This window comes from Psychrobacter pacificensis (genome assembly GCF_018336615.1).
Taxonomy (GTDB): domain Bacteria; phylum Pseudomonadota; class Gammaproteobacteria; order Pseudomonadales; family Moraxellaceae; genus Psychrobacter; species Psychrobacter pacificensis.
The window spans coordinates 2,684,240-2,709,036 of record NZ_CP048752.1; the positions used below are offsets into that span (position 1 = coordinate 2,684,240).

General features: G+C 44.4%; 20 protein-coding genes and 3 tRNA genes. 7 read left to right on the forward strand and 16 right to left on the reverse strand.

Annotated elements, in window-relative coordinates:
• Positions 1-34: 34 nt before the first annotated feature.
• The 10 genes from GYK50_RS11330 to GYK50_RS11375 all read right to left on the reverse strand — a co-directional run bounded on the left by GYK50_RS11330 (position 35) and on the right by GYK50_RS11375 (position 9,629).
• On the reverse strand, positions 35-601 hold the full coding sequence (locus GYK50_RS11330) for a protein-disulfide reductase DsbD domain-containing protein (protein WP_212563967.1): 567 nt from the start codon (positions 599-601) through the stop codon (positions 35-37).
• A 241-nt stretch (positions 602-842) separates the two neighbouring features.
• Positions 843-1,283 (reverse strand): type II secretion system major pseudopilin GspG, encoded by a 441-nt coding sequence (gene gspG / locus GYK50_RS11335; protein WP_058025683.1) that lies wholly within the window; start codon positions 1,281-1,283, stop codon positions 843-845.
• A gap of 558 nt (positions 1,284-1,841) precedes the next feature.
• Positions 1,842-3,044: a type II secretion system inner membrane protein GspF gene (gene gspF, locus GYK50_RS11340; RefSeq protein ID WP_071002395.1), complete on the reverse strand. Its 1,203-nt coding sequence runs from the start codon at positions 3,042-3,044 to the stop codon at positions 1,842-1,844.
• A gap of 228 nt (positions 3,045-3,272) precedes the next feature.
• On the reverse strand, positions 3,273-4,328 hold the full coding sequence (locus GYK50_RS11345) for a hypothetical protein (protein WP_186475189.1): 1,056 nt from the start codon (positions 4,326-4,328) through the stop codon (positions 3,273-3,275).
• Between the two features lie 291 nt (positions 4,329-4,619).
• Complete coding sequence (locus GYK50_RS11350; RefSeq protein WP_212563968.1) at positions 4,620-5,555, reverse strand: AraC family transcriptional regulator; 936 nt, start codon at positions 5,553-5,555, stop codon at positions 4,620-4,622.
• Between the two features lie 434 nt (positions 5,556-5,989).
• Positions 5,990-6,065, reverse strand: a tRNA-His gene (locus GYK50_RS11355).
• 42 nt (positions 6,066-6,107) lie between these two features.
• A tRNA-Arg gene (locus GYK50_RS11360) sits at positions 6,108-6,184 on the reverse strand.
• A 108-nt stretch (positions 6,185-6,292) separates the two neighbouring features.
• A tRNA-Pro gene (locus GYK50_RS11365) sits at positions 6,293-6,369 on the reverse strand.
• A 233-nt stretch (positions 6,370-6,602) separates the two neighbouring features.
• Positions 6,603-8,153, reverse strand: a complete 1,551-nt coding sequence (locus GYK50_RS11370) for an McrC family protein (protein WP_420070461.1) — start codon at positions 8,151-8,153, stop codon at positions 6,603-6,605.
• A gap of 12 nt (positions 8,154-8,165) precedes the next feature.
• A complete protein-coding gene (locus GYK50_RS11375; RefSeq protein ID WP_212563969.1) occupies positions 8,166-9,629 on the reverse strand; it encodes an McrB family protein in 1,464 nt (487 codons plus the stop codon).
• A 309-nt stretch (positions 9,630-9,938) separates the two neighbouring features.
• Here GYK50_RS11375 and GYK50_RS11380 point away from each other — a divergent pair, with 309 nt between their 5' ends.
• Both GYK50_RS11380 and GYK50_RS11385 read left to right on the forward strand, forming a co-directional pair.
• Entirely contained in the window at positions 9,939-10,667 is a 729-nt protein-coding gene (locus tag GYK50_RS11380) for a DUF4442 domain-containing protein (protein ID WP_212563970.1), read from the forward strand.
• An 87-nt stretch (positions 10,668-10,754) separates the two neighbouring features.
• Positions 10,755-11,231: a RidA family protein gene (locus GYK50_RS11385; protein WP_284718980.1), complete on the forward strand. Its 477-nt coding sequence runs from the start codon at positions 10,755-10,757 to the stop codon at positions 11,229-11,231.
• A 147-nt stretch (positions 11,232-11,378) separates the two neighbouring features.
• Here GYK50_RS11385 and gspE read toward each other — a convergent pair whose 3' ends face one another.
• Positions 11,379-12,932: a type II secretion system ATPase GspE gene (gspE, locus tag GYK50_RS11390; protein WP_212563972.1), complete on the reverse strand. Its 1,554-nt coding sequence runs from the start codon at positions 12,930-12,932 to the stop codon at positions 11,379-11,381.
• Positions 12,933-13,316: 384 nt separating this feature from the next.
• Here gspE and GYK50_RS11395 point away from each other — a divergent pair, with 384 nt between their 5' ends.
• Positions 13,317-14,099, forward strand: a complete 783-nt coding sequence (locus tag GYK50_RS11395) for a thiazole synthase (RefSeq protein WP_201587609.1) — start codon at positions 13,317-13,319, stop codon at positions 14,097-14,099.
• Positions 14,100-14,233: 134 nt separating this feature from the next.
• Positions 14,234-15,661: a WS/DGAT/MGAT family O-acyltransferase gene (locus GYK50_RS11400; RefSeq protein WP_212563973.1), complete on the forward strand. Its 1,428-nt coding sequence runs from the start codon at positions 14,234-14,236 to the stop codon at positions 15,659-15,661.
• A gap of 57 nt (positions 15,662-15,718) precedes the next feature.
• On the opposite strand, the gene GYK50_RS11405 is transcribed toward GYK50_RS11400, so the two are convergent.
• A complete protein-coding gene (locus GYK50_RS11405) occupies positions 15,719-16,546 on the reverse strand; it encodes an inositol monophosphatase family protein (RefSeq protein WP_071003709.1) in 828 nt (275 codons plus the stop codon).
• 353 nt (positions 16,547-16,899) lie between these two features.
• Positions 16,900-18,957, reverse strand: a complete 2,058-nt coding sequence (gene dxs / locus GYK50_RS11410) for a 1-deoxy-D-xylulose-5-phosphate synthase (protein WP_212563974.1) — start codon at positions 18,955-18,957, stop codon at positions 16,900-16,902.
• A gap of 533 nt (positions 18,958-19,490) precedes the next feature.
• Between dxs and ribA the strand changes: the two genes are divergently transcribed.
• From ribA to GYK50_RS11425, 3 genes are all read left to right on the forward strand, one after another.
• Positions 19,491-20,162, forward strand: coding sequence for a GTP cyclohydrolase II (gene ribA / locus GYK50_RS11415; protein WP_093067447.1), 672 nt, complete (start codon positions 19,491-19,493; stop codon positions 20,160-20,162).
• A gap of 7 nt (positions 20,163-20,169) precedes the next feature.
• The gene (gene hemF / locus GYK50_RS11420) at positions 20,170-21,168 is read left to right on the forward strand and encodes an oxygen-dependent coproporphyrinogen oxidase (protein WP_212563975.1); all 999 of its coding nucleotides are present in this window, start codon (positions 20,170-20,172) and stop codon (positions 21,166-21,168) included.
• A 290-nt stretch (positions 21,169-21,458) separates the two neighbouring features.
• Positions 21,459-21,932: a c-type cytochrome gene (locus GYK50_RS11425; protein ID WP_212563976.1), complete on the forward strand. Its 474-nt coding sequence runs from the start codon at positions 21,459-21,461 to the stop codon at positions 21,930-21,932.
• 270 nt (positions 21,933-22,202) lie between these two features.
• On the opposite strand, the gene GYK50_RS11430 is transcribed toward GYK50_RS11425, so the two are convergent.
• From GYK50_RS11430 to GYK50_RS11440, 3 genes are all read right to left on the reverse strand, one after another.
• Positions 22,203-23,177, reverse strand: a complete 975-nt coding sequence (locus tag GYK50_RS11430; protein ID WP_212563977.1) for a mechanosensitive ion channel family protein — start codon at positions 23,175-23,177, stop codon at positions 22,203-22,205.
• Between the two features lie 77 nt (positions 23,178-23,254).
• Positions 23,255-23,815 carry a lactoylglutathione lyase gene (gloA, locus tag GYK50_RS11435; RefSeq protein WP_201587571.1) on the reverse strand — a complete coding sequence of 187 codons (561 nt, stop codon included), beginning with the start codon at positions 23,813-23,815 and terminating at the stop codon, positions 23,255-23,257.
• Positions 23,816-23,967: 152 nt separating this feature from the next.
• Positions 23,968-24,606 carry a carbonic anhydrase gene (locus tag GYK50_RS11440; RefSeq protein ID WP_093067434.1) on the reverse strand — a complete coding sequence of 213 codons (639 nt, stop codon included), beginning with the start codon at positions 24,604-24,606 and terminating at the stop codon, positions 23,968-23,970.
• Positions 24,607-24,797 lie beyond the last annotated feature (191 nt).

Sequence of the window (24,797 nt, forward strand, 5' to 3'; positions counted from 1 at the left end):
TTATTACCAATATTTGAATCAAACTTCTCAATACTTATCTACGTGTCGCAGCAATATTTACCTTAGTTTTGATCTTTTCGGGTGGGTAGCATAGCCCAGCTTTTGCACAGCCTTGCCAACCAATGATAATCGGGGCATTTTTTGCACCTTTACCATTATTGGTCGTCAGCATCGTGGTGGCAACAACACTCCTTTGCGTAAATACAGGAACTTTACCAAAGGTTGGATCATCAATGGACACTGGTGTCTGATTAAAGGTAAATGGTGTCGCATTTATTCCTTTGGGAAAGCTTAACGCGAGCTGCTCTTTATAGACATAATGTCCTGGCGTGATATCAAACGTGATGGATAAACGCGTGCCCTTAGATATGGCTTTGGTGCTGCTAGTCACTTGGAAAGCTTCATCCACTGGTAAAAATTTTGATTGGGATGCGCTACTACTATTAAATAAGTCGTTCAATCCTGCCGCCTGTGCGCTGATTGATGTCATTGATAAAGCTGTCATCAACGAGGTGATTGCAACAGTAAACGCAAGCACATGGAACTTAGTAGCGCGTTTATTGATAGCGACTGATTGTAGTGTTGGTATTTTTATTGACATAAGTTATTACCTTTGATGTTAGCTTCCAGTGACTGGCAGTACGGACATACACCTACTGATAAAACTACTGACCCTCAATACAAAGGTCATATCAGATGGTATTTATTTTACGTATCGATAAAAAATATCAACCAATAAAAAGATATTGGTTGATATTGATAGGTCGTTAATTGCACGATAGCAAGTGCGTTTAACGATATTTTATTGGTATAGATTTTTTAGATGCAGACAAAGCTAAATTCTATAGCTGAGCATAAAGATCCGCATCCTGACCTTCACCACCTTGCTGTCCATCTGCACCTAAGGAAAACAAGTCATAAGCTCGCCCTTCACTACCTGGCGACACATATTGCAATTCATTCTCCCAACCATCAGTAGGATAGCCACCTTTTATATAGCCTCCTTCGGGATAGTTTTTGGCGTCACTTGGCGGTGTGGTAAGCGCCTCTAACCCTTGCGCTGTCGTCGGATAGCGTGAATTGTCGACTTTATACATATCTAACGCGTTGGAGACGGTAGCGAGCGCGGTTTCAGTGGTTTTGACACGCGCTTTGTCACTTTGCCCGACTACTTTTGGGACGACCAAGCCTGCAAGAATAGCCAAGATAACGATAACCACCATAATCTCAATAAGCGTAAATCCCGATTGTCTAGACTTACCTATCAAGCTGCGATGTGTCATTGAATGGACTCTCTGATGGTCATTTACAATGCCACCATGGGCTTGAATATTATTATTGTCATCTTTGGTATTGGCACTTTTTGGGCTAATATTTACTTGAAGGGTGTCAGTCATAGTCATCGCTTTGGTCATCACAGTTATGTAAATAGTAAAAGTGGCGTTCTAGTAGCACTCATGCATTTAGGAGCTTATCAATAAAACCCTAAATTATTGTCACTATAAACCATGGTTTTATTTTTATCCAGCGCTGTGCTCAGATTGTCATTACAGTCAATACCAAGTAACCATCAGCAACAAGTAATCAGCAGCAAGTAGCCGTCACCAAATAATCATCGATATTTATCACTATCGTTTTGACCCGCTTTCACTATAACGTGGTGCTTAGGTTTACCATAGCAAAAATCTTGCTTGGTCAACAATATACAACAGTAAGCAAATCTTAAGAAAGCTAACGTAGGGTTTAGCAAGATAGGGGATTAAGAGAGGATAAAAATACAGATAGTTGATAATTTGAGAAGAGCATATCGGTTGTTTTTCAGCTAGTCAGTTAACTATTGACTAGCCTGCCAAGTCATTCATATTAACGATTGGTAGCATCACTGCCATCACGATAATCATCACCACCACACCCATCAAAACCAACATCAAAGGCTCAAGTAATGATAGTAAGGTACTGATAAAATTGGTGGCCTCCGCTTCTTGCATTGTGGCGGCACGACTGAGCATACTTTCAAGCTCGCCTGAGTTCTCACCGCTTTTGATCATTTGTACCATCATGGGCGGAAAGTAAGTGGATTTTTCGAGTTGGCTGGATAAACTTGAGCCTTCTGTGACCCTATCAGCAGCGCTCATGATCGTTTGCTTGATGTGCAGATTGGTCGTCACTGCCGCACCAATATGTAGCGCCTCAATCAACGGCACCCCTGAACGCACCAAAATCGCAAGCGTACTAGCAAAACGTGCCGCATTCAATCCCTTAGACAATCTGGCTAATATCGGTAGCCTGAGTACCATACTATCTATTGCCAGTTTCCCAGCCTGCGTTTGGGCAAAACGGTAAAACAAAAACGCAGTACCTGCCAATACCAGCAGCATTAACCACCACCACTGCGTAATGATATTTGATAACGTCAGAACGACTTGAGTAATCAATGGCAAGGCCTGTTCGGACTGCTCAAAGACTTTGACAATTTTGGGCACCACAAAACTCATCAGCCCCATGATCACGCCAATTGCCATAACCATCAGTACAATCGGATAGACCATCGCCCCTTGGATTTTCTTTTGAAGGGCAAAGCGGTTTTCAGTGTAGTCGGCTAGCTGATTAAGGATTAAATCCAAGTGACCAGATTTTTCGCCTGCGGCAATCGTGGCAATATATAACGGTGGGAAGCTCGCGGCCTGCTGTAATGCTCGTGCTAAGCTTAAACCTTCGAGGACATGTGAGCGTACCGCCAGCATCAGAGATTTGATATGCGTCTTTGGCGATTGTTTAGCGACAGCAGCCAAAGTTTCTTCAAGTGGAATACCGGCCGCTAGTAACACAGATAACTGGCGTGTGAGTAATGCAAGCTCATAAGCAGATGGTTTTTTATAGCGGCTTTTGTTTTGGCTTTGTCTGTCATTGACCGCACTGACTTCGACTGGTGTCCACTGCTTATCACGCAGCTGCTGCCGAACTTGCCGAGCAGAATCCCCTTCTAGTAAGCCTTTTTGGACACTACCTTGGTCGTCAAGCGCTTTAAAATGATAAGCGGGCATAGCGGCAGATATCCTAAAAAAGTCACAGGTAGGGGTTTGGATGTATGGCTTAACAAAAAGGGTAATGTCTATAAAAACTATCTATAGTGAATTCAGTATAAAAACGATATAGTGGGACTGGGATAAATTTTTCGCAGCATCGAGCAGCATAGGCAAAGCGCGCAAGGAAAATTTAAACCAGTTCCACCTTGATATATAATGTATCTGTTTTATTTAGGATTGACTATATCAAAGCGGCGTTGAGTCATTACTGTCAGGCATCAAGCCTTGTAATAGTAAGACATCCAAATGCTGCTGCTGTAACTTTTTATCAAAGTCATTGACCTCAGCGATCAGCATTCTCTCAATGCGTTTATCACTTGCAAACACACTCAAGCGCGCACAAATCACTGCCAATTGATAGACACGTTTTTTACAATACCCATCCAGACCTTGTAACAGCCTGACCATGTGCGGCGTCTCAAGACTAGCATAGTCATAATCAGCAACGACTTGCTGACCCAGCGCTGCCACACCATAACTGATAGATAAGTGCGCGCAGAAATAACAGCTGAATAAATACCCAACCACGTGACCGATATAATAACCGCGATCATAGGTAAAGCTGCTCACGCCAAAGTGACCTAGCACGTAGCTATTGAGACTGCCTTGATCGCGGATTGGCTTGCCATGTTTTAGCTTACCGACAGTGGCAAAACACAGCGGGTTGCGCCCATCCTGCGTGGTAAGCTGCCAACCTGCTGGCTGCTGAGCGGGCATATGATGCACGATATCTGCAATAATATCATCGACCACATGCAGCTGCTGCCAAAGTCGTTCAAGCATTTCTGTATCCATCAAACCACGCTTATCAAGCTGCTGAGCAAGCAAATACTGCTGATATTCTGCAAATTGTGATTTGAGGGTTTGTACTAAATACGTGGGGCGCGTATTGGCGGATGCCATATATAGCAGTCGAGTGCGCTCGTGCTGGGTATGATAAAGAGCCACACGCTGCGCAGCCACGTTTGACTCATTGGCAGTAGGCTGTATGGTTGATGTATCGGTGTCAGGCTGTTCGCTAGCGCCTACTTCATCAATGCTCTCCTTGGTATCTGACAAAGTAAATAGCGTTAATAATGCCGCTTTATCAGGCATCTCAGCCGTATTAGCTAACATCGTTTTGCTAGCATGCACGTTATCTTGCGCATTAGCTTTATCAGATTTCTGTTCTTTTTTAGCAGTTGCAGTAGTACCTTGGTGGCTATTGGCTTCTGTACTTGGCTTTGCGGTCGGTTCAGTCATAACATACCATCAGCAGCAAAAATAAACATCGTCTCGATCCTTTTATGCAACGGATATACAGTCACATATCATGCGTCAAATATGAACGCTCACACCTCGACGATTCATTATTCCATAGTACCTGAACACAAGCGTATTGTCAGCCTTGCCTAGCCAAAATAGCGCCAGTTGACTGCCAAGTATTTTACCTAGGCAAATGCTAGATATATATCAATCAAAAAAAGCGTTAAGGATACCTTGGTCGCCTTAACGCTTTTAATAAATGAACACTGAGGACGTTAAAATATTAACTTATGCAAGCTTTTGTTGTTGATACTGTTTACGGTACGCTTTTGGTGAGACACCATAAACGCGTTTGAACGCCTGACTAAAAGTTGAATCTGACGCATAGCCCACCATATCACTGATACGGCTGATACTATTTTGCTGTAAGCGCAAATAACGTGCTGCCAAACGCAAGCGATAATCAATCAAATAAGTGAGCGGCGGCATCCCTACCGTATCTTTAAAGCGCTGGGCAAAGCTCGAGCGCGACATACCTGCCACCTCTGCAAGCTTATGAATGGTCCAGCTTTGACTTGGTGCCTCATGCATCGCTGCAAGCGCCTTGGTCAAAAACGGATCTTTCATGGCCTTTAGCCAATTCTCAGTCGCCTCAGGTAAGCTTTCAATATAAACGCGCAAACATTCAATCATCATGATGCTTGCCCAATGATTGATCACAGCCGTTTTGCCCATGCGTTCGCGCTCAGACTCCAAGGTCAAAAGCTTGATTTCCACATCAATTACCTCAAACCGACCATCAGCCGCATCATTGAGCTCAGGCAATATCGGTGGTAACACAGATAGTAGAGGGCTAATCATCTCTTTATCGTATTTACATTCAATCAAAATCAATGAGGAATTAGGATCGCCATTGCCATCAATCTCAAGCGTGCGATCTTGACAGTTGGTCAGTAATTCATCGAGGGGTTCAGCCACGTCACCATGATGATTGAGTGCATAGCTTACGTGCTTATGCGCGTTCGGGATCATAATCATATCACCAGCACGAGCTTCGCGTAGGCTATTGCCAACGTCTATACAAAAACCACCAGACATCACCAAGTAAAATAAAATGGTGTCTTTTCTACTCATAGAATAAGACCAATTGCCAGCACCATTCAAACGATAATACTTGGTCTCAAATAGGTGCACATTCTGTAGCAATACGCTCAATGCGTCCATCAATCAGTTCCTCAATAATACAGGGTCAATAACAACAAATCTTAAAAAGGCGGGTGTGTATCCAAAATGCTTTAAATTTTTTAGATCTAGCCAATACGATGTCTCAATCAGCAGGATGTATCAAGACCTAAGCATAATGCCCGATTTAAAACATGATGTCTATTTACTCATAAGCAGTACTAATAAATAGTAGAGTAGACACAGTCAGTTTAGGTTTTTGAAGAAAAACCTATCGCAAAATTGATATGAATAAGAAGTCAGTGAATCGTTAAACAATCAAAAGTTCAGAAAGCTTTAACCGTTTAATATTATAGGATAATACAGAGAAATAGAAATCAAGCAGGCACAAAAAAACGCCAACAGTGGCGAGTGCTATTTATTCGATAAGGTTTAGTATAAAGATAGAATTTATATGCAGACAATGCAAAATAAAATGGGGCGACTGATGGGACTCGAACCCACGACAACCGAGATCACAACCCGGGGCTCTACCAACTGAGCTACAACCGCCATAACTATTGCCAAAAGAATAGGCAAGATTTGCAGGCTAAATGGCGCGCCTGGCAGGATTCGAACCTGCGACCACCTCCTTAGAAGGGAGATGCTCTATCCAGCTGAGCTACAGGCGCTCTTAGAGGACTTTTATATACTTAATTTAGACTTCCCATACAGTATTTACTGTATCAGAAACTAAATCGTTATACATAAAAAAAAGCCTGTAAGGCTCTTAAAATAGATGGTCGGAGTGATAGGATTCGAACCTACGACCCTCTGGTCCCAAACCAGATGCGCTACCAAACTGCGCCACACTCCGAAATTCTCTATTATCACGATAGTTTGTCAATTAACTCGTTGTTGGCAATGCCACTAACTTGTTAATGTTCCTCGCTATCGAGGTGCACATATTAAGGGGTAAAGGCGATTGTGTCAACACCTATTTTCGATTAATTTTAAATAATCTCTAAATTCTTTCAAAAAAGGCATTCTTATAAAAATAGTCTCTTTAAAAACCTTCGTTAATTATGATTCTTATCATTAATAAAATCATTATTTCTCATTCAAATTCGCAGGTAAATCACCGTTGACCATACCTGTCAGCACATCAAACGGTATTAGCCATAAATCCGCATGGTTTGAGTGGTTACTTTTAGTACCATCGCTAATGTCACTGCTAATGTTACTTTTATTATCGCCATTGTCGCGATAAATCTGCTGCTTAAGCGCCACTGGTCGTCTCTTGTCTCCTAATACAGGATATACCATCCAAACTTGCTCTGCTTGATAGGCCTGTGCATAACTGGTCAACTGATAGGCATCACTGGCAGTAATGGCACCAGCATGAGGCAGATATTTCCATTTGATATCGATGACGTGGCTATAGCAACCGTTTACTGTCTCTTTACTAACCGCGGTGTCACTCTGATTTTGGTCATTATCAGCCGCTTTATATATCAGCAAATCTGGTCGTATCGATACGCATGCTTGACCCTCGCTATCATTGAGCCAGACACTTTGGGTTTGATAAAAAGCACGATAATGGCTACTCACTTGCTGAAACATCGACGCGATACGCTGACTCGCCCACTGTTCAAACGCCTGATTCATATCGATCAATAGACACAATCTTGGCTGAGGTAGGTTTGGTCGAGTGGGGTCAATACCATAACCTGTCGCTGCATTTGACTGCTGTAACAGCCAATAAGCTAGGTCTACCAACTGCTGTGCGGCGTGCAGTTTTTGTTTTTGAAGTGGCTGAATATCTAGTTGCCGCTTTGCTTGGGTATAAATGGAGGAGAGTCGCAGCCTTTCCTGTCGACTTAGCCCAGATAACGGCCGCCATGGCTGCAAAAGAGTTGAGCACATCGACTGAGACGACTGAGACAATAGCGGCATCAAGTAGAGTAACGCACTTTTAATCAAGCGATTGGCCAACATATCTTGGCTCAGCACACTACGCTCACAGACAAACTTATGCGGCTGCATGCTGTTGTGTCGTAGCTGCTCTTTGATGAGCAGGCGCCCTTGTAGCGATGATTGGTTATTGATCTGCGCCTGATAGTGCTGGGTTGGCTGATAACGAACCAAGCGCTGTAAAAATTGCGTCACCAACCAATCGGACAAAGGCGGCGCCTCTATGGGTAACGCCATCGACTGACTACTAAATTGACCTAGGTTTTTCATGCTAGGCAGCTTACAACTTTGACGCGCATCAAGACGAGTTAAGTCAGATAACATGCCTTGTACCCAGTGACGAGTCTGAGCAATATTATTATATCGAGTGGATTGATTCAGTTTTGGCAATAGCTCAAGTGTCATACCACTAGGCAAAAGGATAATTCCTATATGATGCCCAACCTTGAGTTGCCACTGTCCTTGTTTACGCTTGATGGTAAACACGGCAAATTCTTGCGCCATTAGCCAATGAAAGTCAGAGACATGCGCGAAATCGTACGCTGTGAGGCGTTGATGTTCAAATACCGTGATAACATTTGCTACGAGAGCCTGACTGTTAGGCATGCGAGCATAAAAACTGTCTGCATTAATATTATCTGCATTAATATAGTTTCCTTGCGCATAGTATTGATTATGAGTTCTCACTAAACAGCCACCTTACTCGTACAAACGCTGATAGATAGCGGGCTTGCCAAACTCACCAGTCTTAGCAATAAGGTCAGGATTCATCATATAGCCACCTACGTTCATCGATTGACCAAGAAAGGCGCCCTGTTCTGCAAACATTTGATGTTGCGTCGTTGCATGGTTCTTACTCGTCGGATCATACAAATCATTATTTATCATTGTTTGGCTGTCGTGGATAAACTGGGTGCTTAACGGCTGCTGCTCATCTCTAAAAATATATTGCAATATAGCCACTTGACCGCCTGCAGCTTGCGCCAACTGCGGAATGATCTGTTCGACCAACACCATTTGTAATTGAGCTAAATCATCGACTGAAAATAAAAAAGCATGCCCCAACTGCGCCTCGGCTCCTAGCGTCTGTGTGATACGCATGTTTAAGCCTGTTAGCAATTTGCTTAAATCTACCGTGTCTGCTTGTGCACGATCAGTCGCGCTAGCGATATCACCAATTATCGGTAATAATTCAGGCTGCGGTGGACAATCAATAAAGCGGAAACGTCGACGCAATGCCATATCAAGGGGCGCAAGGGAGTGATCTTGTGTGTTCATGGTGGCGTAGATATCAACATTGGCAGGCACACTAAACGCACGCCCAGAATACGCCAAATGAATCGTCATCGCATTTGGTTTGCCAGCGCGCTTGTCTGGCTCGATCAAACTGAGCAGCTCACCAAATACTCGTGACACATTAGCGCGATTGATCTCATCAATCAACATCGCGTAACGATGCTGAGGGTCACGCGCGGCACGCTGACATAGCTTTAAAAACGCTCCATCTTGAACGGCGTAGCTCATCTGGGTATTACTCGAGTGACTACTATTTGCATGGATAGAGCCGCTCATAACAGGACGAATACCTTCGACAAACTCTTCATAACCGTAAGCCTGATGAAAGCTCACCATACTAAAACGCTGCTGACCCATACTTTGATTTTGATTGGACTGATTATCACGCTGTGCCTGCTGAAACTCCGCCAATTGCTGTGACAACTCTGTTAGCAACACCATACTCTCAGGCAGTAAATACCATGCGCCGCTGTTATCTTTATCAAAATACGCTTGGCTGGCACGGTTTTTATAACTCACTGTATCTGACGTCGTAGGACTGTGCATTTGCAATACAGACCAAGCGGTATTGCTTAGGTTTTTCTCTCGATCGTTTTGCAGTGCTTTTGTAGCAAAGAAAATATGATTAACCAATTCAGGTACTTTTACCAAATCTTGCTTTTTTGACTGAAGATCTAAAAATATCAAGCATACAACTTCGCGCCAGCTTAGGCTTTGCAACAGCTGCCCAAGTAGCGCTTCATTATTTGTCTCAGGCAGGTAATCGGTATATTGCTTCGCGATTTGGAGCAATCGATAGGTTTTGCCAGTACCCGCGACGCCAGTATAAATAATATTGGTCGGCTCGTGAGTAGACATATCAGACATAGCATCATCCAGTATTGAAAATTTATGAAATAAGACGTACCAACATCACGCTATCATAGCGCGGTGGTCTCGTAAGAGATTGTCTACTAAGCAGATCCGTGCATCACCATTGAGCCATTTTAATTATTTAAAACTATATCCTAGCAACACAATATAGATGACTGCTGTTTTATAAGCGCAGCAGTTCATGCTAATAATAGTAGGAAAGCAGCGGTTAATGTACCATAGTGTTTGTAATGGCTTTGCTAACAGTGACTGTTTGCCACTATCAAAAACAACATTCGATTTATCTACGTTAAGGAAATTTGTATGTCAGGATTATTAAAAAAACTGCCCGTCAAGCTGACCAATAAAAAACCAGCCAAAGTCTCTAACAGCACAAGATCATCCATCGAAAAACCCAGCAGCACGCTAAAACCAATCAGTAATCAATTTACCAAACTGTTGTCTGTGACCAAATATCTACCTGCCAGTGCGCGCTCAAGTATTCTCTCAAAAGCCTTTGGCAAAGTTGTACCCTACGTAGGGACAACAGGCGTTTACTATGAAATGGTTGAGCCCAATCAAGTCATCGTCAGTCTAAACAATGTCAAAGCAGTGCAGAACCATATTGGTTCAATCCATGCGGTAGCCATTACTTTACTGGCTGAAACAGCAACAGGCTTCATTCTGGGGTTAAACTTACCCTCTGATCGCGTACTACTGATTAAATCTTATTCCGTTAATTTTTATCGCCCGATCAAAAAAGGTCAAATTGCAGCCGTAGCCAGCCTATCTGATGAGCAGCGCTTACAGATTTTAAATACGCCAAAAGGTGAAATGGTTATCCCTTGCGTCATTGATGACCGTGAATCTGATAGTGACCGCGACCCGATTGTAGTGGAGATGACTTGGGCTTGGATTCCAAAATCTGAACTAGAGGCGCGCCGCCAAGGCAAAGCACATGAAAATGCCTTAGAAAATAATACGGATACTACAGTAGATAACGAGCAAGACGACGCACTCTCTGCAGATGACGAGACTATTAATAACAAATAATCGATTAAACCGACATAACATTTGCTATCTGCATTTTGTGGCGCATCTAGCATGTTTATGATCCATCAATTTAATAAGGAGACAAGGATGTCCAAACTTAGCACCTATTTATCTATCGTACCACTGGTTGCTATGTGCTCATTAGGCTTGGCTGTTGGTGCTAACGCCAATCCAGCGATAGCTCCTGCCGCTAATATTAAATCTAGCCCAACTTTTTTGGGTGATGGCGGTCCCTACCCTTTCTCAGAAGCCGTACGTGTTGGCAATACATTATATATGTCGGGACAAATTGGTGTTAAAGAGGGCAAGTTGGTCAAAGGCGGTATCGACGCTGAAACCAAGCAAACATTAGATAATATCCAGAACACGCTATCCAAATACGGTTATCAAAAATCCGACCTGATAAAATGCACAGCCATGCTGACTGATATGGATGACTTTGATGATTTTAACAAAGTCTATAAGGCAGAGCTGTCCAAACCTTATCCTGCACGCTCAGCGTTCGGCGTATCGGAGTTGGCCGCAGGAGCGAGCGTTGAGATTGAGTGCATCGCTGCCAAGTAATAGCAGTTGAAAACGTTACCCTGTTAATTTCGAAAAAAAAGATCAGATAACTGGCTATTTCGCTCAGTTATCTTTTTCTGCTTTTCAGACATTGCTCTCTAGACACTGTTCTCCAAATACTGTTTCTCATCGTTTATAGCTAAGCATTTATACCAGTATCGTATCATCCGTTAGGGCGCTTTCTTTCGTCACTCGCAGTACCTCTTCTAGTGTCGTGCGCCCTTCTATCACTTTACGTAGACCATCCGCGCGAATCGATGGTGTCTGCTGGCGAGCATACGCTTCTAACTCATACTCAGCGGTATTACTATGAATCATACGGCGCAGCGTATCATCAACTGGTACGACTTCATATATCGCCGTACGTCCTTTAAACCCTGACTGATTGCATTTATCGCAGCCTACTGGTTTGGGTAGACGAATCGCCTTACTTGCTGCATTTTCAATATCGCTGTCCAATACTTTCTCAATACCAATTTCGGTAAAAAGTTTGGCTTGTTCGGTGTCCGCTGCCTGCCAGCCACGACAATGTGAGCATAAAGTACGCACCAAGCGCTGTGCCACCACGCCGATCAGTGACGACGATAATAAAAATGGCTCAACACCCATATCTTGCAAGCGAGTGACCGCGCCAATCGCGGTGTTGGTATGCAGCGTTGATAAAACCAAATGCCCTGTCAAAGACGCCTGTACAGCGATCTCTGCCGTCTCTAAATCGCGAATCTCACCCACCATCACCACATCTGGATCTTGACGCAGCATCGCACGCAGACTTTTGGCAAAGGTCATATCCACCTTATTATTAACCTGTGTCTGTCCGATACCGTCGAGCTGGAACTCAATGGGATCTTCGGCGGTCAAGATATTGCGCGTTTGGTCATTCAAATCAGTCAATGCCGAATATAGCGTGGTGGTCTTACCCGACCCCGTCGGCCCTGTGACCAAAATAATGCCATGCGGACGATGAATCAAGCGCTTCAGCTCGGTATAGTCATTATCAGATAGTCCCAAATACGTCATGTTAAGACGTCCCGCTTGCTTGTCTAGTAGACGCATCACTACGCGCTCGCCAAAGCTCGACGGCAGTGTCGATACACGCACATCAACTTCTCGCCCTGCCAGTCGTAAGCTAATACGCCCATCTTGCGGTACACGCTTTTCAGCGATATCCAGCTTGGCCATGACTTTGATACGCGAGACTAATAATGGCGCCAGTTGGCGTTTTGGCGTGATAATTTCTTTAAGCTCGCCATCGACTCGAAAGCGAACCACCAAGCGTTTTTCAAAAGTTTCGATATGAATATCTGAGGCATTTAGGCGAATGGCTTCTGACAACAGCGCATTAATCAGACGAATAATCGGCGCATCATCTTGCTGATCCATCAAATCTTCAGTCTCAGGGACGCTATCTGCTAAACTATCAAGATCCGGATGATCCTCAAGCCCAGCAGCGATATGCTGCGACTCTCCGGTATTACCAGCGTAAGCCGCGTTCATACGTTTTTCAAAATCATCCGAGCTGACACTTTCGTAAGTTGGTACGCCGCGACTGCCTTGCTGCTGCAAAAACCGCACCGCTTCATTAATCGCAGACAGTGGGGTGGCTTTCGTCAATACCAAAGTTGGCGGCAACTCAGGATCAATGGCGAGTATGGCCAAAATCTGATGGCGTTTCGCGAAGCTGTACGGCAACTGCATCATAAAGACAACCTAATAAATAGAGATAGTGTCAAATAGACAATCACACCAAAGCACTGTAAATACACTGAGCTTGACTGACCAAGCCCAAAAAGATTGCAAGTAAGATTGCATGAGTTTGTTATAATAACATTTTGTTTTAGACGCGTATTATTTTATGTGGTCGGCGTTTTTTATGTATCGCCACTCGCCTATTTTTACGGTATATATAGCCAACTTATCATGCGATTTTTTATTTTGCTAACAGTGCGCTATTATTGTCTACTGCACTTTTTTAATATTACTTAGAAATCTCGTTATATTTTTTCTGTCCACCTTGCCCGCTTGCCATTAGGATTTTTAGTTATGTCAGAGACCGTTAGCACTGCTACTCACCCGACACCACTTTTGCAAGATACCTTTACCGTTGGTAGTCGTACCTTTTCCTCTCGCCTGCTGGTCGGTACGGGCAAATATAAAGACCTGAGCGAGACTGGAGAAGCCATTGCCGCTTCGGCAGCAGAAATCGTGACCGTCGCTATTCGCCGTACCAATATCGGACAAAACAGCGACGAGCCAAACTTGCTCGATGTCATCTCCCCTGACAAATACACGATTTTGCCGAACACGGCTGGCTGCTTCGATGCCGAAACTGCCATTCGTACGTGCAAACTTGCGCGCGAGTTATTGGACGGGCACAATCTGGTTAAGCTTGAAGTATTGGGCGATGAAAAAACCCTTTATCCTAATATCACTGAGACCTTAAAAGCGGCGCAAGTACTGGTCGATGATGGCTTTGAAGTCATGGTCTATAGCTCAGATGATCCTATCGTCGCCCAAGAGTTAGAGAGCATGGGCTGCGTCGCTATTATGCCACTTGGTAGCTTGATTGGCTCGGGACTTGGTTTGCTTAATCGCCACACCCTCAGCCTCATCATCGAAAACGCCAAAGTACCTGTGTTGGTCGATGCAGGTGTCGGTACTGCCTCTGATGCTGCGATTGCCATGGAGCTTGGCTGTGATGGCGTTCTGATGAACTCAGCAATTGCCCATGCACAAAACCCTGTGATGATGGCACATGCCATGAAACATGCCGTATGGGCAGGCCGCGCCGCATTTTTGGCAGGTCGTATGCCAATGCGTAAGATGGCAACTGCTAGCTCACCGCAGACGGGCTATTTTTTCCAGTAAGCGCTTGCTCGGGTCAGCCCTAACAAAAAACCGATTATAAAATAATAAGACGGAAATCTGGTTGGGTCAGCACGCCGTCAGCTATCATTTTTATTCATTATCGTTTATTCATTATCGTCATAAAAGGATTTATTATGCGACTTCTCACAGCAGTCGACCAGTTGTTCTTACTTCTTGAGTCGCGTAAACAACCAATGCACGTTGGCGGATTGTTTTTATTTGAATTACCCGAGGGCGCTGATAGCGACTTTGTTTATCAGCTAGTAAAACAAATGCAAGAATCCGATGTACCGCCGAGCTTTCCGTTCAATCAGGTGCTAGAGCATTTGGTGTTTTGGAAAAAAGACAAAGATTTTGATGTAGAGCATCATTTACATCACGTGGCGCTACCGAGTCCTGGGCGTATTCGTGAGCTGTTGATGTATGTCTCAAGAGAGCATGGGCGACTGCTGGATCGTGCGATGCCTCTCTGGGAATGCCATGTCATAGAAGGAATTGAGCCAGAAGTAGAAGGTGGGCCTGAACGTTTTGCTTGGTATTTTAAGATTCATCACTCGCTCGTTGATGGTATCGCTGCCATGCGTTTGGTAAAAAAATCCTTATCACAATCCCCTACCGAACCCGTCTCGCTACCAGTATGGTCACTGATGGCGCGTCACCGTAATCAAATGAATGCTATTTTGCCTGCCGAAAGATCTATCAGGCGCATCATGAAAGAGCAGATATCTACCATCAAACCGGTATTTACAGAACTGATAGACAATCTGAAAAACTATGGTGATGAAGGCTATGTCGGTACGTTTGACGCGCCGATGAGCATTTTGAACAGGCGCATTTCCGCATCGCGTCGTATCTCGGCGCAGTCTTATGACATACAGCGCTTTAATAAAATTGCCGAAAGATTAAAAATCAGTAGAAACGATGTGGTATTAGCCGTCTGTGCTGGCGCTATTCGTCGTTATTTGATCTCAATGGATGCGCTACCCAGCAAGCCGCTGATTGCGTTTGTACCGATGTCACTGCGTACTGATGATAGTATATCGGGCAATCAGCTGTCATTTGTACTAGCGAATTTGGGCACACATTTGGACAACCCATTACGCAGATTGGAGCTGATCCATCGTAGTATGAATAATGGCAAACGTCGCTTTCGCCGTATGAATCAAGCGCAAGTCATTAATTACAGCGTCATCGCCTATGCATGGCAAGGTATCAACTTGGCGACTGGTATCTTTCCCAAAAAACAAGCCTTCAACCTTATCATCTCTCACGTTCCTGGTTCTAAGAAGCCGCTATATTGGAATGGCGCGCGCTTACAATCACTGTATCCCGCTTCTATCGTATTCAACGGTCAAGCCATGAATATTACTTTGGCCAGTTATTTAGATAGAATTGAGTTTGGCATCACTGCTTGCAGTAAAGCATTACCGCGTGTCCAAGACATGCTCATGCTGATAGAAGAAGAGCTACAGTTGTTAGAAACTGTCAGTCAAGAGTTGGCGTTTCAAGGTATTACGGTCGAAGACAAACGCGCTAAAAAAGCAAAAAAGCTGGCTCCTTAACGGAACCAGCTTTTTTATGTTTGACTCGCTCAGCGTTTAAGCCTGCTTATTTTATAATTAGAGCACATCGCCCCAAATTGGCACGACGGTTTGCATCAATGGCTTGAGCAGTTTGACGTTACAAGCAAAGATAGAGCCTGAGGTCATAGAGTTGTGCGCGCCAGTATGATCGACAACAACGCCGCGTGCTTCAGTGACGATAAGCTCACCTGCTGCGATGTCCCAAGGCTTAATCGACATTTCAAAATAGCCATCAAAGCGTCCAGCAGCAACATAACACAAATCAAGCGCCGCTGAACCCAGACGACGTACCTGACCACCAGCTTCAGAGATCTTTTGTAAGCTCTCAAAATGCTGCTTGGCATAAGAGATCACTTCACCATTACGCTTACGCTCAAGCGGATGACCTGTGGTAAAGAAACCACCATCGATGGTTTTGCGTTCGCTGACGTTAATGCGGCGTTGGTTCAAACGTGCGCCTTTACCACGGCTAGCAGAGAACATCTCGTCACGGACTGGGTCATAAATGACACCGTGCTGCGTCACGCCTTTGTGCTGTACAGCGATAGATACGCAGAACTGCGGTACACCATGAACGAAGTTCTTAGTACCATCTAGCGGATCGATAATCCAGCACCAGTCGGCGTCTTCGCCGCGACCTTCTTGCATACCAAACTCTTCACCCAAAAATGAATGATTCGGATAGCTGGCTTTTAGGGTTTCAATCGTGAGCTCTTCGCTAAAGCGATCGATGCGCGTCACCAGACCATCAAGTCCTTTAGACTCGATATCTAACTCGATTTTGTGACGGTTTTGATGCGCATATAAAATCTCTTTACCAACTTTTTCAGCAGTACGCGCTGCGATGACGACCATGGGTTCCATAAATAACCTATTTGCTTGATGAATGAATATAAAAAATAAAACCAACTCTGTGCCCACAACATGCCAAACAGCCGCCGCATCACACCACATCTATGCGATTAGAAACGTGTCTTTTATAAATAAAAACTTATAAACGACACCCGCATTATACTAAAATTGTTCGATAAAAACGAAAAAACCGTCACGCTGACCAAGCCAGTATTTTGGTGGTCATACAAACTGCGCAAGTTGTAAAAAAGTTGGCACCTACGGCTAGCAGGCGTTTGCTCTGTTTAAAGAGCGAGTATCTGTTTACAGTAATGGCTTTTAAAACAATAATTTGTAAATAATACTGCAAATCTAAAAAGTAAAATTTACGACAACAGTTGCTTAAGCTGCTTAATAACACCTGTCACATCCAAACCACAATCAGCCCACTGCTCTGCCTGTGAGCCATGCGCGATAAAGCGATCAGGAATACCGATGTTGCCAACAGCTGGACGCTGACGTTTAAAAGCAGCCGATTCATTGAGCAAGTATTCATTCACTGCACTACCCGCGCCACCCATAATCACATGCTCTTCTATGGTTGCGATATGCGTCACCCCTTGCGCCAGTAAACTCTCAAGCATAGCTGTATCTAACGGTTTTACCCAGCGCATATTGACCACATGTACCTGACACTCTAACGCTGTATCATCACTGGTTAAGCTCTCGGCCGCTTGCTGAGCAGTCGCAACCATCGTACCAAAAGCCAATAGTGCTAGCTTATAAGGCGCATCATTGCTGCCCAATACTGACTCAATAACGGCTTCACCGATTTTATAAGTCTGTGCTGGCTGCTCGATAATGGCGCCTGTACCGGTACCACGTGGATAACGCACCGCCGTACAACCTTGATACTCATAGCAAGTATTGAGCAGATGATAGCATTCGTTTTCATCTTTTGGCGCAGCAATCACTATATTCGGGATACAACGTAAAAAGCTAAAATCAAACACGCCTGCATGCGTGGCACCATCTTCACCAACGAGGCCTGCACGGTCAATTGCAAACATGACATCGAGATTCTGTAGCGCCACGTCATGAATCAGCTGATCGTATCCGCGCTGTAAGAACGTCGAGTAAATCGCCACAATAGGTTTGACACCTTGCGTTGCCATACCGGCCGCTAGCGTGACCGCATGTTGTTCGGCAATAGCCACATCAAAAAAGCGTGTTGGAAAATGACGAGCAAAGTCAATCATGCCCGAGCCTTCTTCCATAGCAGGAGTGATCGCGAGCAACTTATCGTCTTCGGCCGCTTTATCGCATAAGAAATTACCAAATACTTGCGAGTATTTTAGCGCAGGTTTTGTGTTTTGCTTTAATGCTTCTGCAGATTTGCTCTGAGACTCATTATGAATCTCTGCTGGTAGCTTACTAATCGCGTGATAGCCGACCGGATCTAGTTCTGCTGGTGCAAAGCCTTTGCCTTTGGTGGTATAGATATGTACCAAAACAGGCCCTTTGACTTGCTTGGCAATTGACAACACACGTAGTAACTCAGGGATATTGTGCCCATCAAACGGACCAAAATAGGTAAAGCCAATCGCTTTAAATAAGTTATCTTCTAATTGCGGTACATCACGCATCTCTTTGTGACGTTTGCGGCGATCAAATGCTTGCATATCAGGACGCTGGCAAAGCACAGGCTCACCTGACTCAGAGATATCGACTTGGTAGCCCGACTCCCAAAGCATCGCTAAATGCCGCGAAAAACCACCGATAGAACAAGAAATCGACATATCGTTGTCGTTCAAAATGACTAGTAGATCGGCATCTTGTTGGACTGCATCGTTCATGGCCTCAAAAGCCATACCACCAGTCATCGCACCATCACCAATGATACAAGCAACCGTTTGCGCGAGGCCTTGATAGCGCAGCGCCAAGCTCATGCCCAAACCGGCTGAGATAGAGGTTGATGAATGCCCAACGCCAAATGTATCGTAGATAGACTCTGCACGCTCTGGGAATGCAGTCAGACCATCTTTTGATCTGATCGTTGCCAGCTGCTCACGGCGACCGGTCAGGACTTTGTGTGCATAGGCCTGATGACCCACATCCCATACAATCTGATCCTGCGGAGCATCTAGCAAATAATGCAATACAATCGTCAGCTCAATCACACCCAAATTGGCGCCAAAATGCCCACCGCTTTGTCCTGCTGAATACAACAAAAAAAGACGCAGTTCATCAGCTAGCGTAATCAGCTGAGTGGTTGAAAGCGTATTCATATCAGAAGGTGTGTTAATGGCATCAAGCAATGGCGTATGCGGACGTACGCGAGGAATCACAGTATAAGTCTGCTGTAAGCTCGATAGCTGGGCGGCAGAATCAGATACTGATGCAGATGAGGACTGAGACTTTGGGGAATGAAGTGACTGCTGCATAAACCGTACGATACCTACCAATCTGCTGACAAGACGTGTCTCCAATATAGCAATAGCTACAATTGAGAGACGTCAATAATATCTACATCATTATTGATGTAATCGACCATATAATTATTCATGCAACTTTACGTGTATATAGCTGCGCTACGTATCATATGAACACGCTACCACAGTAGATCGTGCCTCAAAACTACGTGCTTTAATACCAAGGACTATTATTATGCCCTATTATTTTGCATCAATATCGGATGTTAGTGACGACATAGTAATGTAAGGATAAAGACTTGTCACTGTATCCACCAAAATAGTATGGCATAATAGCATTTTTTTTTAATTGTCGCTTTAATCATCGTGCGTCGTCTGTGAACTTTGTGTGTTTTTATAATAAATACAATAAGCACGCGTTCTTTATGAAAGGGTTATACTGCTATCATCTTGGCCTTATCGTTCAGGCTAGAATGTTATCGCGGGTTTAATAGCATTATCACAAACCCTTCACCGCCACGACTTTAGGCTTATGCAGGACAGTAATGTCATATCAATTTATCACTAGTGCCAAACTACCCACTCGTCATGGCGAGTTTGATATTCATATCTTTGAAAACGACGAAGGCCAAGAGCATGTCATGCTGACCGTCGGTCTGTCTGTGGTCGATCAAACGACAGGCACAATGACAGCACCTAGCTCAGATGACACGTCGTCGCAAAGACCAATTCCGCTGGTTCGGATTCATTCTGAGTGCCTAACAGGCGATGCGTTTAGCTCATTAAAGTGTGACTGCGGACCACAGCTCAATACTGCCATGCAAGCCATCCAAGAGTCAGGTTGCGGTGCGATTTTGTATTTGCGTCAAGAAGGTCGCGGTATCGGTCTGACCAACAAGATTCGTGCTTATGCCCTCCAAGATCAGGGACACGACACGCTGGATGCCAATCTCATGTTAGGCTTGCCTGCTGATGCGCGTATCTATGATATGTGTGGTCCGATGCTTGCCCATATCGGTGTCAACGCTGTCAGACTCATCACTAACAATCCAAACAAAGTTGCTTATTTGACTGAGCATGGTATTGACGTTGTCGAACGGGTGCCATTGTTGGTCGGTGTCAACGATATGAACGCTGAATATCTAGCGACCAAACGCGATCGTATGGGGCACATGCTCGATAAAGATTTTAATACAGCCATACACCTAAATAAATAGATGTCTTATGAGTATTTCAAATATAGATAACCAAGCAGACCTATCAACCGTAGCGTCAGAGACCACGCCAACCAATCAAGACATCCTGCGCGTACGGGCGTTTTTGGTGGACCTGCAGGCTTGTATCTGCGACGCCTTAGAGGCACAAGAACGCGATGGCGGCGGCAATGCAACTTTCGTCCCTGACGATTGGGAGCGCAAAGAGGGTGGCGGCGGTCGTTCGTGCGTATTGACAGATGGCACGGTCATCGAAAAAGCAGGCGTGATGTTCAGTCATATCCATGTCCACAATTTGCCTGCTTCTGCCACTGCACGCCACCCCAATATCGCTGGTCGCAAAGCGCAAGCCATGGGCGTGTCCTTAGTGGTACATCCCAAAAACCCAAATGTCCCAACCAGCCACGCTAACGTACGTTTGTTCGTGGCAGAAGCAGAAGGCGAAGCGCCGATTTGGTGGTTTGGCGGCGGCTTTGATTTGACGCCTTTCTACCCCGTACTCGCCGATTGTGTACACTGGCATCAGGTCTGTCATGATCTATGTGCGCCTTTCGGTGACCATATTTATGCTGATTTCAAACAGTGGTGCGATGAGTATTTTCATCTGCGTCACCGCGATGAGCAGCGTGGTATCGGTGGTTTGTTTTATGACGACGTCAGTACAGAGAGTCGCGGCTGGGATTTTGAGACTTGCTTTAACTTTATGAAGGCCGTTGGCAATGGTTACCTTGACGGTATCATGCCGATTTTTGAGCAGCGTAAAGATATGCCTTATACCGAAGCACAGCGTGAGTTTCAGCTCTATCGCCGTGGCCGTTATGTAGAGTACAATCTGGTCTACGATCGTGGGACTTTATTTGGCTTACAAAGTAACGGCCGTATCGAGTCGATCTTAGTCAGTATGCCACCTCTTGCCAGCTGGCATTATCGGTTTGAGCCGGCTGAGGGCACACCTGAGTTTGAGTTGACTGATTATTATCTCAAGCCGCGTGATTGGTTGGCTCTCTAAGATTTTTTAAAGCTCAAGAATGTTAGGTTTGAGAGTGTAGGTCAGCAATTATCGTTGGCCTTTTTTATATCTAACAAACGATTTGCTAAAGGGGTTTTATATCATCCGATGATTACGAGGATATAACATTATATTGCTCCCATTCTGCCGATAAACGCTACAATAGTAGAGACTTTTTCGCAGCCACTGTGCGCAAAAGAATCTTAAGAAATATTTTTATAATAATATTTGAGGTAAGGCAAGCGTGATAGCGATGCCTACTATTAGCCACGTTTAAAGGAGTAAGTCATATGGCACAGGTTTATACCAAAAAATCTTTGAAATCTTTTTTTAGCATCACCTTAATGGTAGCGGCGCTGGGTTTGACAGCGTGTAGCGGTGCAGGCGACGATCCTGATATCAAAGCGCGCCAAGACAGCATGAAAAGCTGGGGCGATGCGATGGGCGTCATGGGTGATATGGTCAAAGCCCCTGATACCTTTGATGCGGCGGTTTTCAAAGAGCAAGCATCATTCTTGGCAGAAGATGCGGCAAACCCTTGGAGTCACTTTGAAAACCAAGAAGCCATGGGCAACGCGACTGAAGCCGTATGGTCAAATGCTGATGGTTTCAGTGCTGAAGCGGACAACTTTCAAAAAGTGACGGCTGAGCTAAATGCTGCTGCACAGTCGGCTACTAGTGTCGAAGACGTCCAGGCTGCCTTTGGTGAAGTGGGTGCAAGTTGTAAATCGTGCCATACCGAATTTAGAGCAAAGAATGACTAACTTTTTGTACTGGCCTAGTATAATCAATCCTAAATAAAACAGATACATTATATATCAAGGTGGAACTGGTCTAAATTTTCCTTACGTGCTGTGCCTACGCTGCTCGATGCTGCGAAAAATTTATCCCAGTCCCACTGTATCGTTTTTATACTGAATTCACTATAGTTTGTAGAAAGACAAAAAAACCGCCATATCATTGAATATGGCGGTTTTTTATTGCTCAAAAAACATCACGTGAAGACAGCTCTTTGAAATAACGCTCTAAGCAAATTACTCTGTCTCCGCTTTTTTGGCATTATCATCATTATTAACATTGTCATCTTGCTGCTTATTTATCTGCTTAACAATAGATTTCACTGAAGGATCGCTCAAATCTATTGTACGTATAGGGAAAGGAATATTGATACCGGCTGCATCCAGCGCTTTTTTGACTTCTACAATGACTTGATGAATAGAAGCGACTTTATTAGCCTGAGTGCCGTTATCAATAAACCAACGTACTGTCAGATCTATAGAAGAGCCGCCAAACCCTGTCGCAATCACGCTTGGCGTCGCTTTTCTCGATACGCTTTCAACTTTATCCAAAGCTTGTAGAATCTTAGCCTTTGCTTCTTCAATATCATCCTCATAGCCGATACCGACCTCTACCTGCAAGCGGCGCTGCTTATAAGCGGTATTGACGGTCAATGCCGAGGTATATAGCTCCGAGTTTGGAATAACCACTTGCCTACCATCATAAGTCTTGATGGTCGTTGCACGGATTTTGATATCTTCTACCGTTCCTTCGTAGTCCCCTGAGACGATTTGATCGCCAATACGAAACGGTTCTGAAATCAGCAACAAAATACCAGAGAGCAAGTTTTGAAAAATATCTTTAAAAGCAAAACCAATCGCAACCGAACCAATACCCAGCGCGCCGATTAATTTGGCTGGTGTAAATCCTGGAATAGCGACAACCATGGCGATCATAAAGCCAATAAACAGAATAAGCGCCCCGCCTATGCGCTGAAACACCTTCACCAAGTTTTGATGACGCACGCGCGCGCCTAAGGTTTTATGCACGACTTTTTTGAAAATAATCGACAACAGCCAAAAAATCCCCAACACAATGAGCGCCGCTATAAAATATGGAATGCGCTCGATAAAGCCACTTGCCAAGTCTTGCGTGGTATAGACCACTTGTTGATAGACGGTCACACCATCGGTTAGCGTGTTCGATAGGCGACTCACGTCGGGGGTGGGCATAAAGGGTTGCTCCTATTGCTGTTTTAGCGCGCGTTTAAGGGGATAAATAAATGAACATCTCACTGCTGTTTTGCCAGTTATGACATCAAATCAGCTTGTACGATTTCAATCCAGTAGCCATCAACATCCTTGATAAAGGCAATGTTTTTCATGCTGCCGTCTTCTGGACGTTTTTTGAACTCAACATCGTTCTTATCAAACCAAGCGATGGCTTCATCTAGGTTCGGTACGCTAAAACAAATGTGTCCAAAGCCTTGAGGGTCTTGGTTGCCATCATGATAGCTAAAGTCAGCTTTTGTCTCAGTGCCATAATTATGGGTCAGCTCTAAGATACCGCGCTGACGGAACGCAAAAATTTCTAAATCATCACCAGTAGGCAGGTTCTCACGCTCGCTCTCAGTTAGCTTTGCCAAGAAATACAGATCAAATTCCATATCAGGGAATTTTTTGACCGCCAGCAACGTCATTCCCAACACGCCAGTATAAAACGCCAATGACTTGGCAGGATCTTTGACGCGTAGCATAGTGTGATTGAAAGTAAATCCTGTCGTTTGCGTAGAGATTGACTGAACACCATCTGCACTGATACTGCTTGCAGGCTGTGCGATGGTCGCATTATTATTATTGTTAGTAGACATAGTTATCCTAAGGTTATTCAAAAAAGAGTGTTATAAATAAGCGAATCACGACTGTCATGATTCACTGCTGTCTCTCATCATAATAAAAATTGGCAAAATAATTGATAGGGTTTTGTAAGAATATGAACAAAGTATGTTCATATTTAGATATATTAGCTGTCTAAGAACCTCACCTTACCTGTCTCTAGGTCATACTCAGCACCGACAACAAGTAGCTGACCACTATTGGTCAAGTCCTCTAGTGCCCGCGAACCATGTCTGAGCTGACTCACTGACATACGCACATTGGCACGGATAGAACGATCAACCAACTCATCGGCATCGACGTCTTGACCATTGGCGGTCGCCAGCTCATGCAAGTTATAGACACTTGGGCGAATGCGATCAACGATCGATTGCAAATTAGGAGAATAGTTCTGATCAGGATTGATCAAGGTCTCAACGCAGGCCGTGACCGCGCCGCATTTTGAATGTCCAAGGACTACCACCAACTTTGTGCCAAAGGCTTCGGCGGCAAATTCGATTGAGCCAATCTGTGATGGCGCCACCACATTGCCGGCCACACGTATGACAAACAAATCCCCCAAGCCTTGATCAAAAACAATCTCAACAGGTACTCGTGCATCCGAGCAGCCCAAAATAATCGCCAATGGATTTTGATCCTTGACCAATTCTGGGCGACGCTGCATATATTCATCGGTACTGGTGAGACTATCCACGTAACGGGCATTACCTTCTTTTAAAAGCTCAAGGGCTTCTTGACCTGTTGTTGGACGTATATCAGTAGGCATGAGAGATCCTTTATTATCAATAATATGAGAGTTATAAACGGCTTTATATACTTGTATGCAAACATAAATGGGCAGATGACTATTCACACTCACCCATCAGATGCCTTACGTTTGTCAGCCATACCGTGATTGTATAGGAATAGAGGCCAAAAAACGGTAAAAAATTTTGTTTAAATGTCGTTATACGCCAA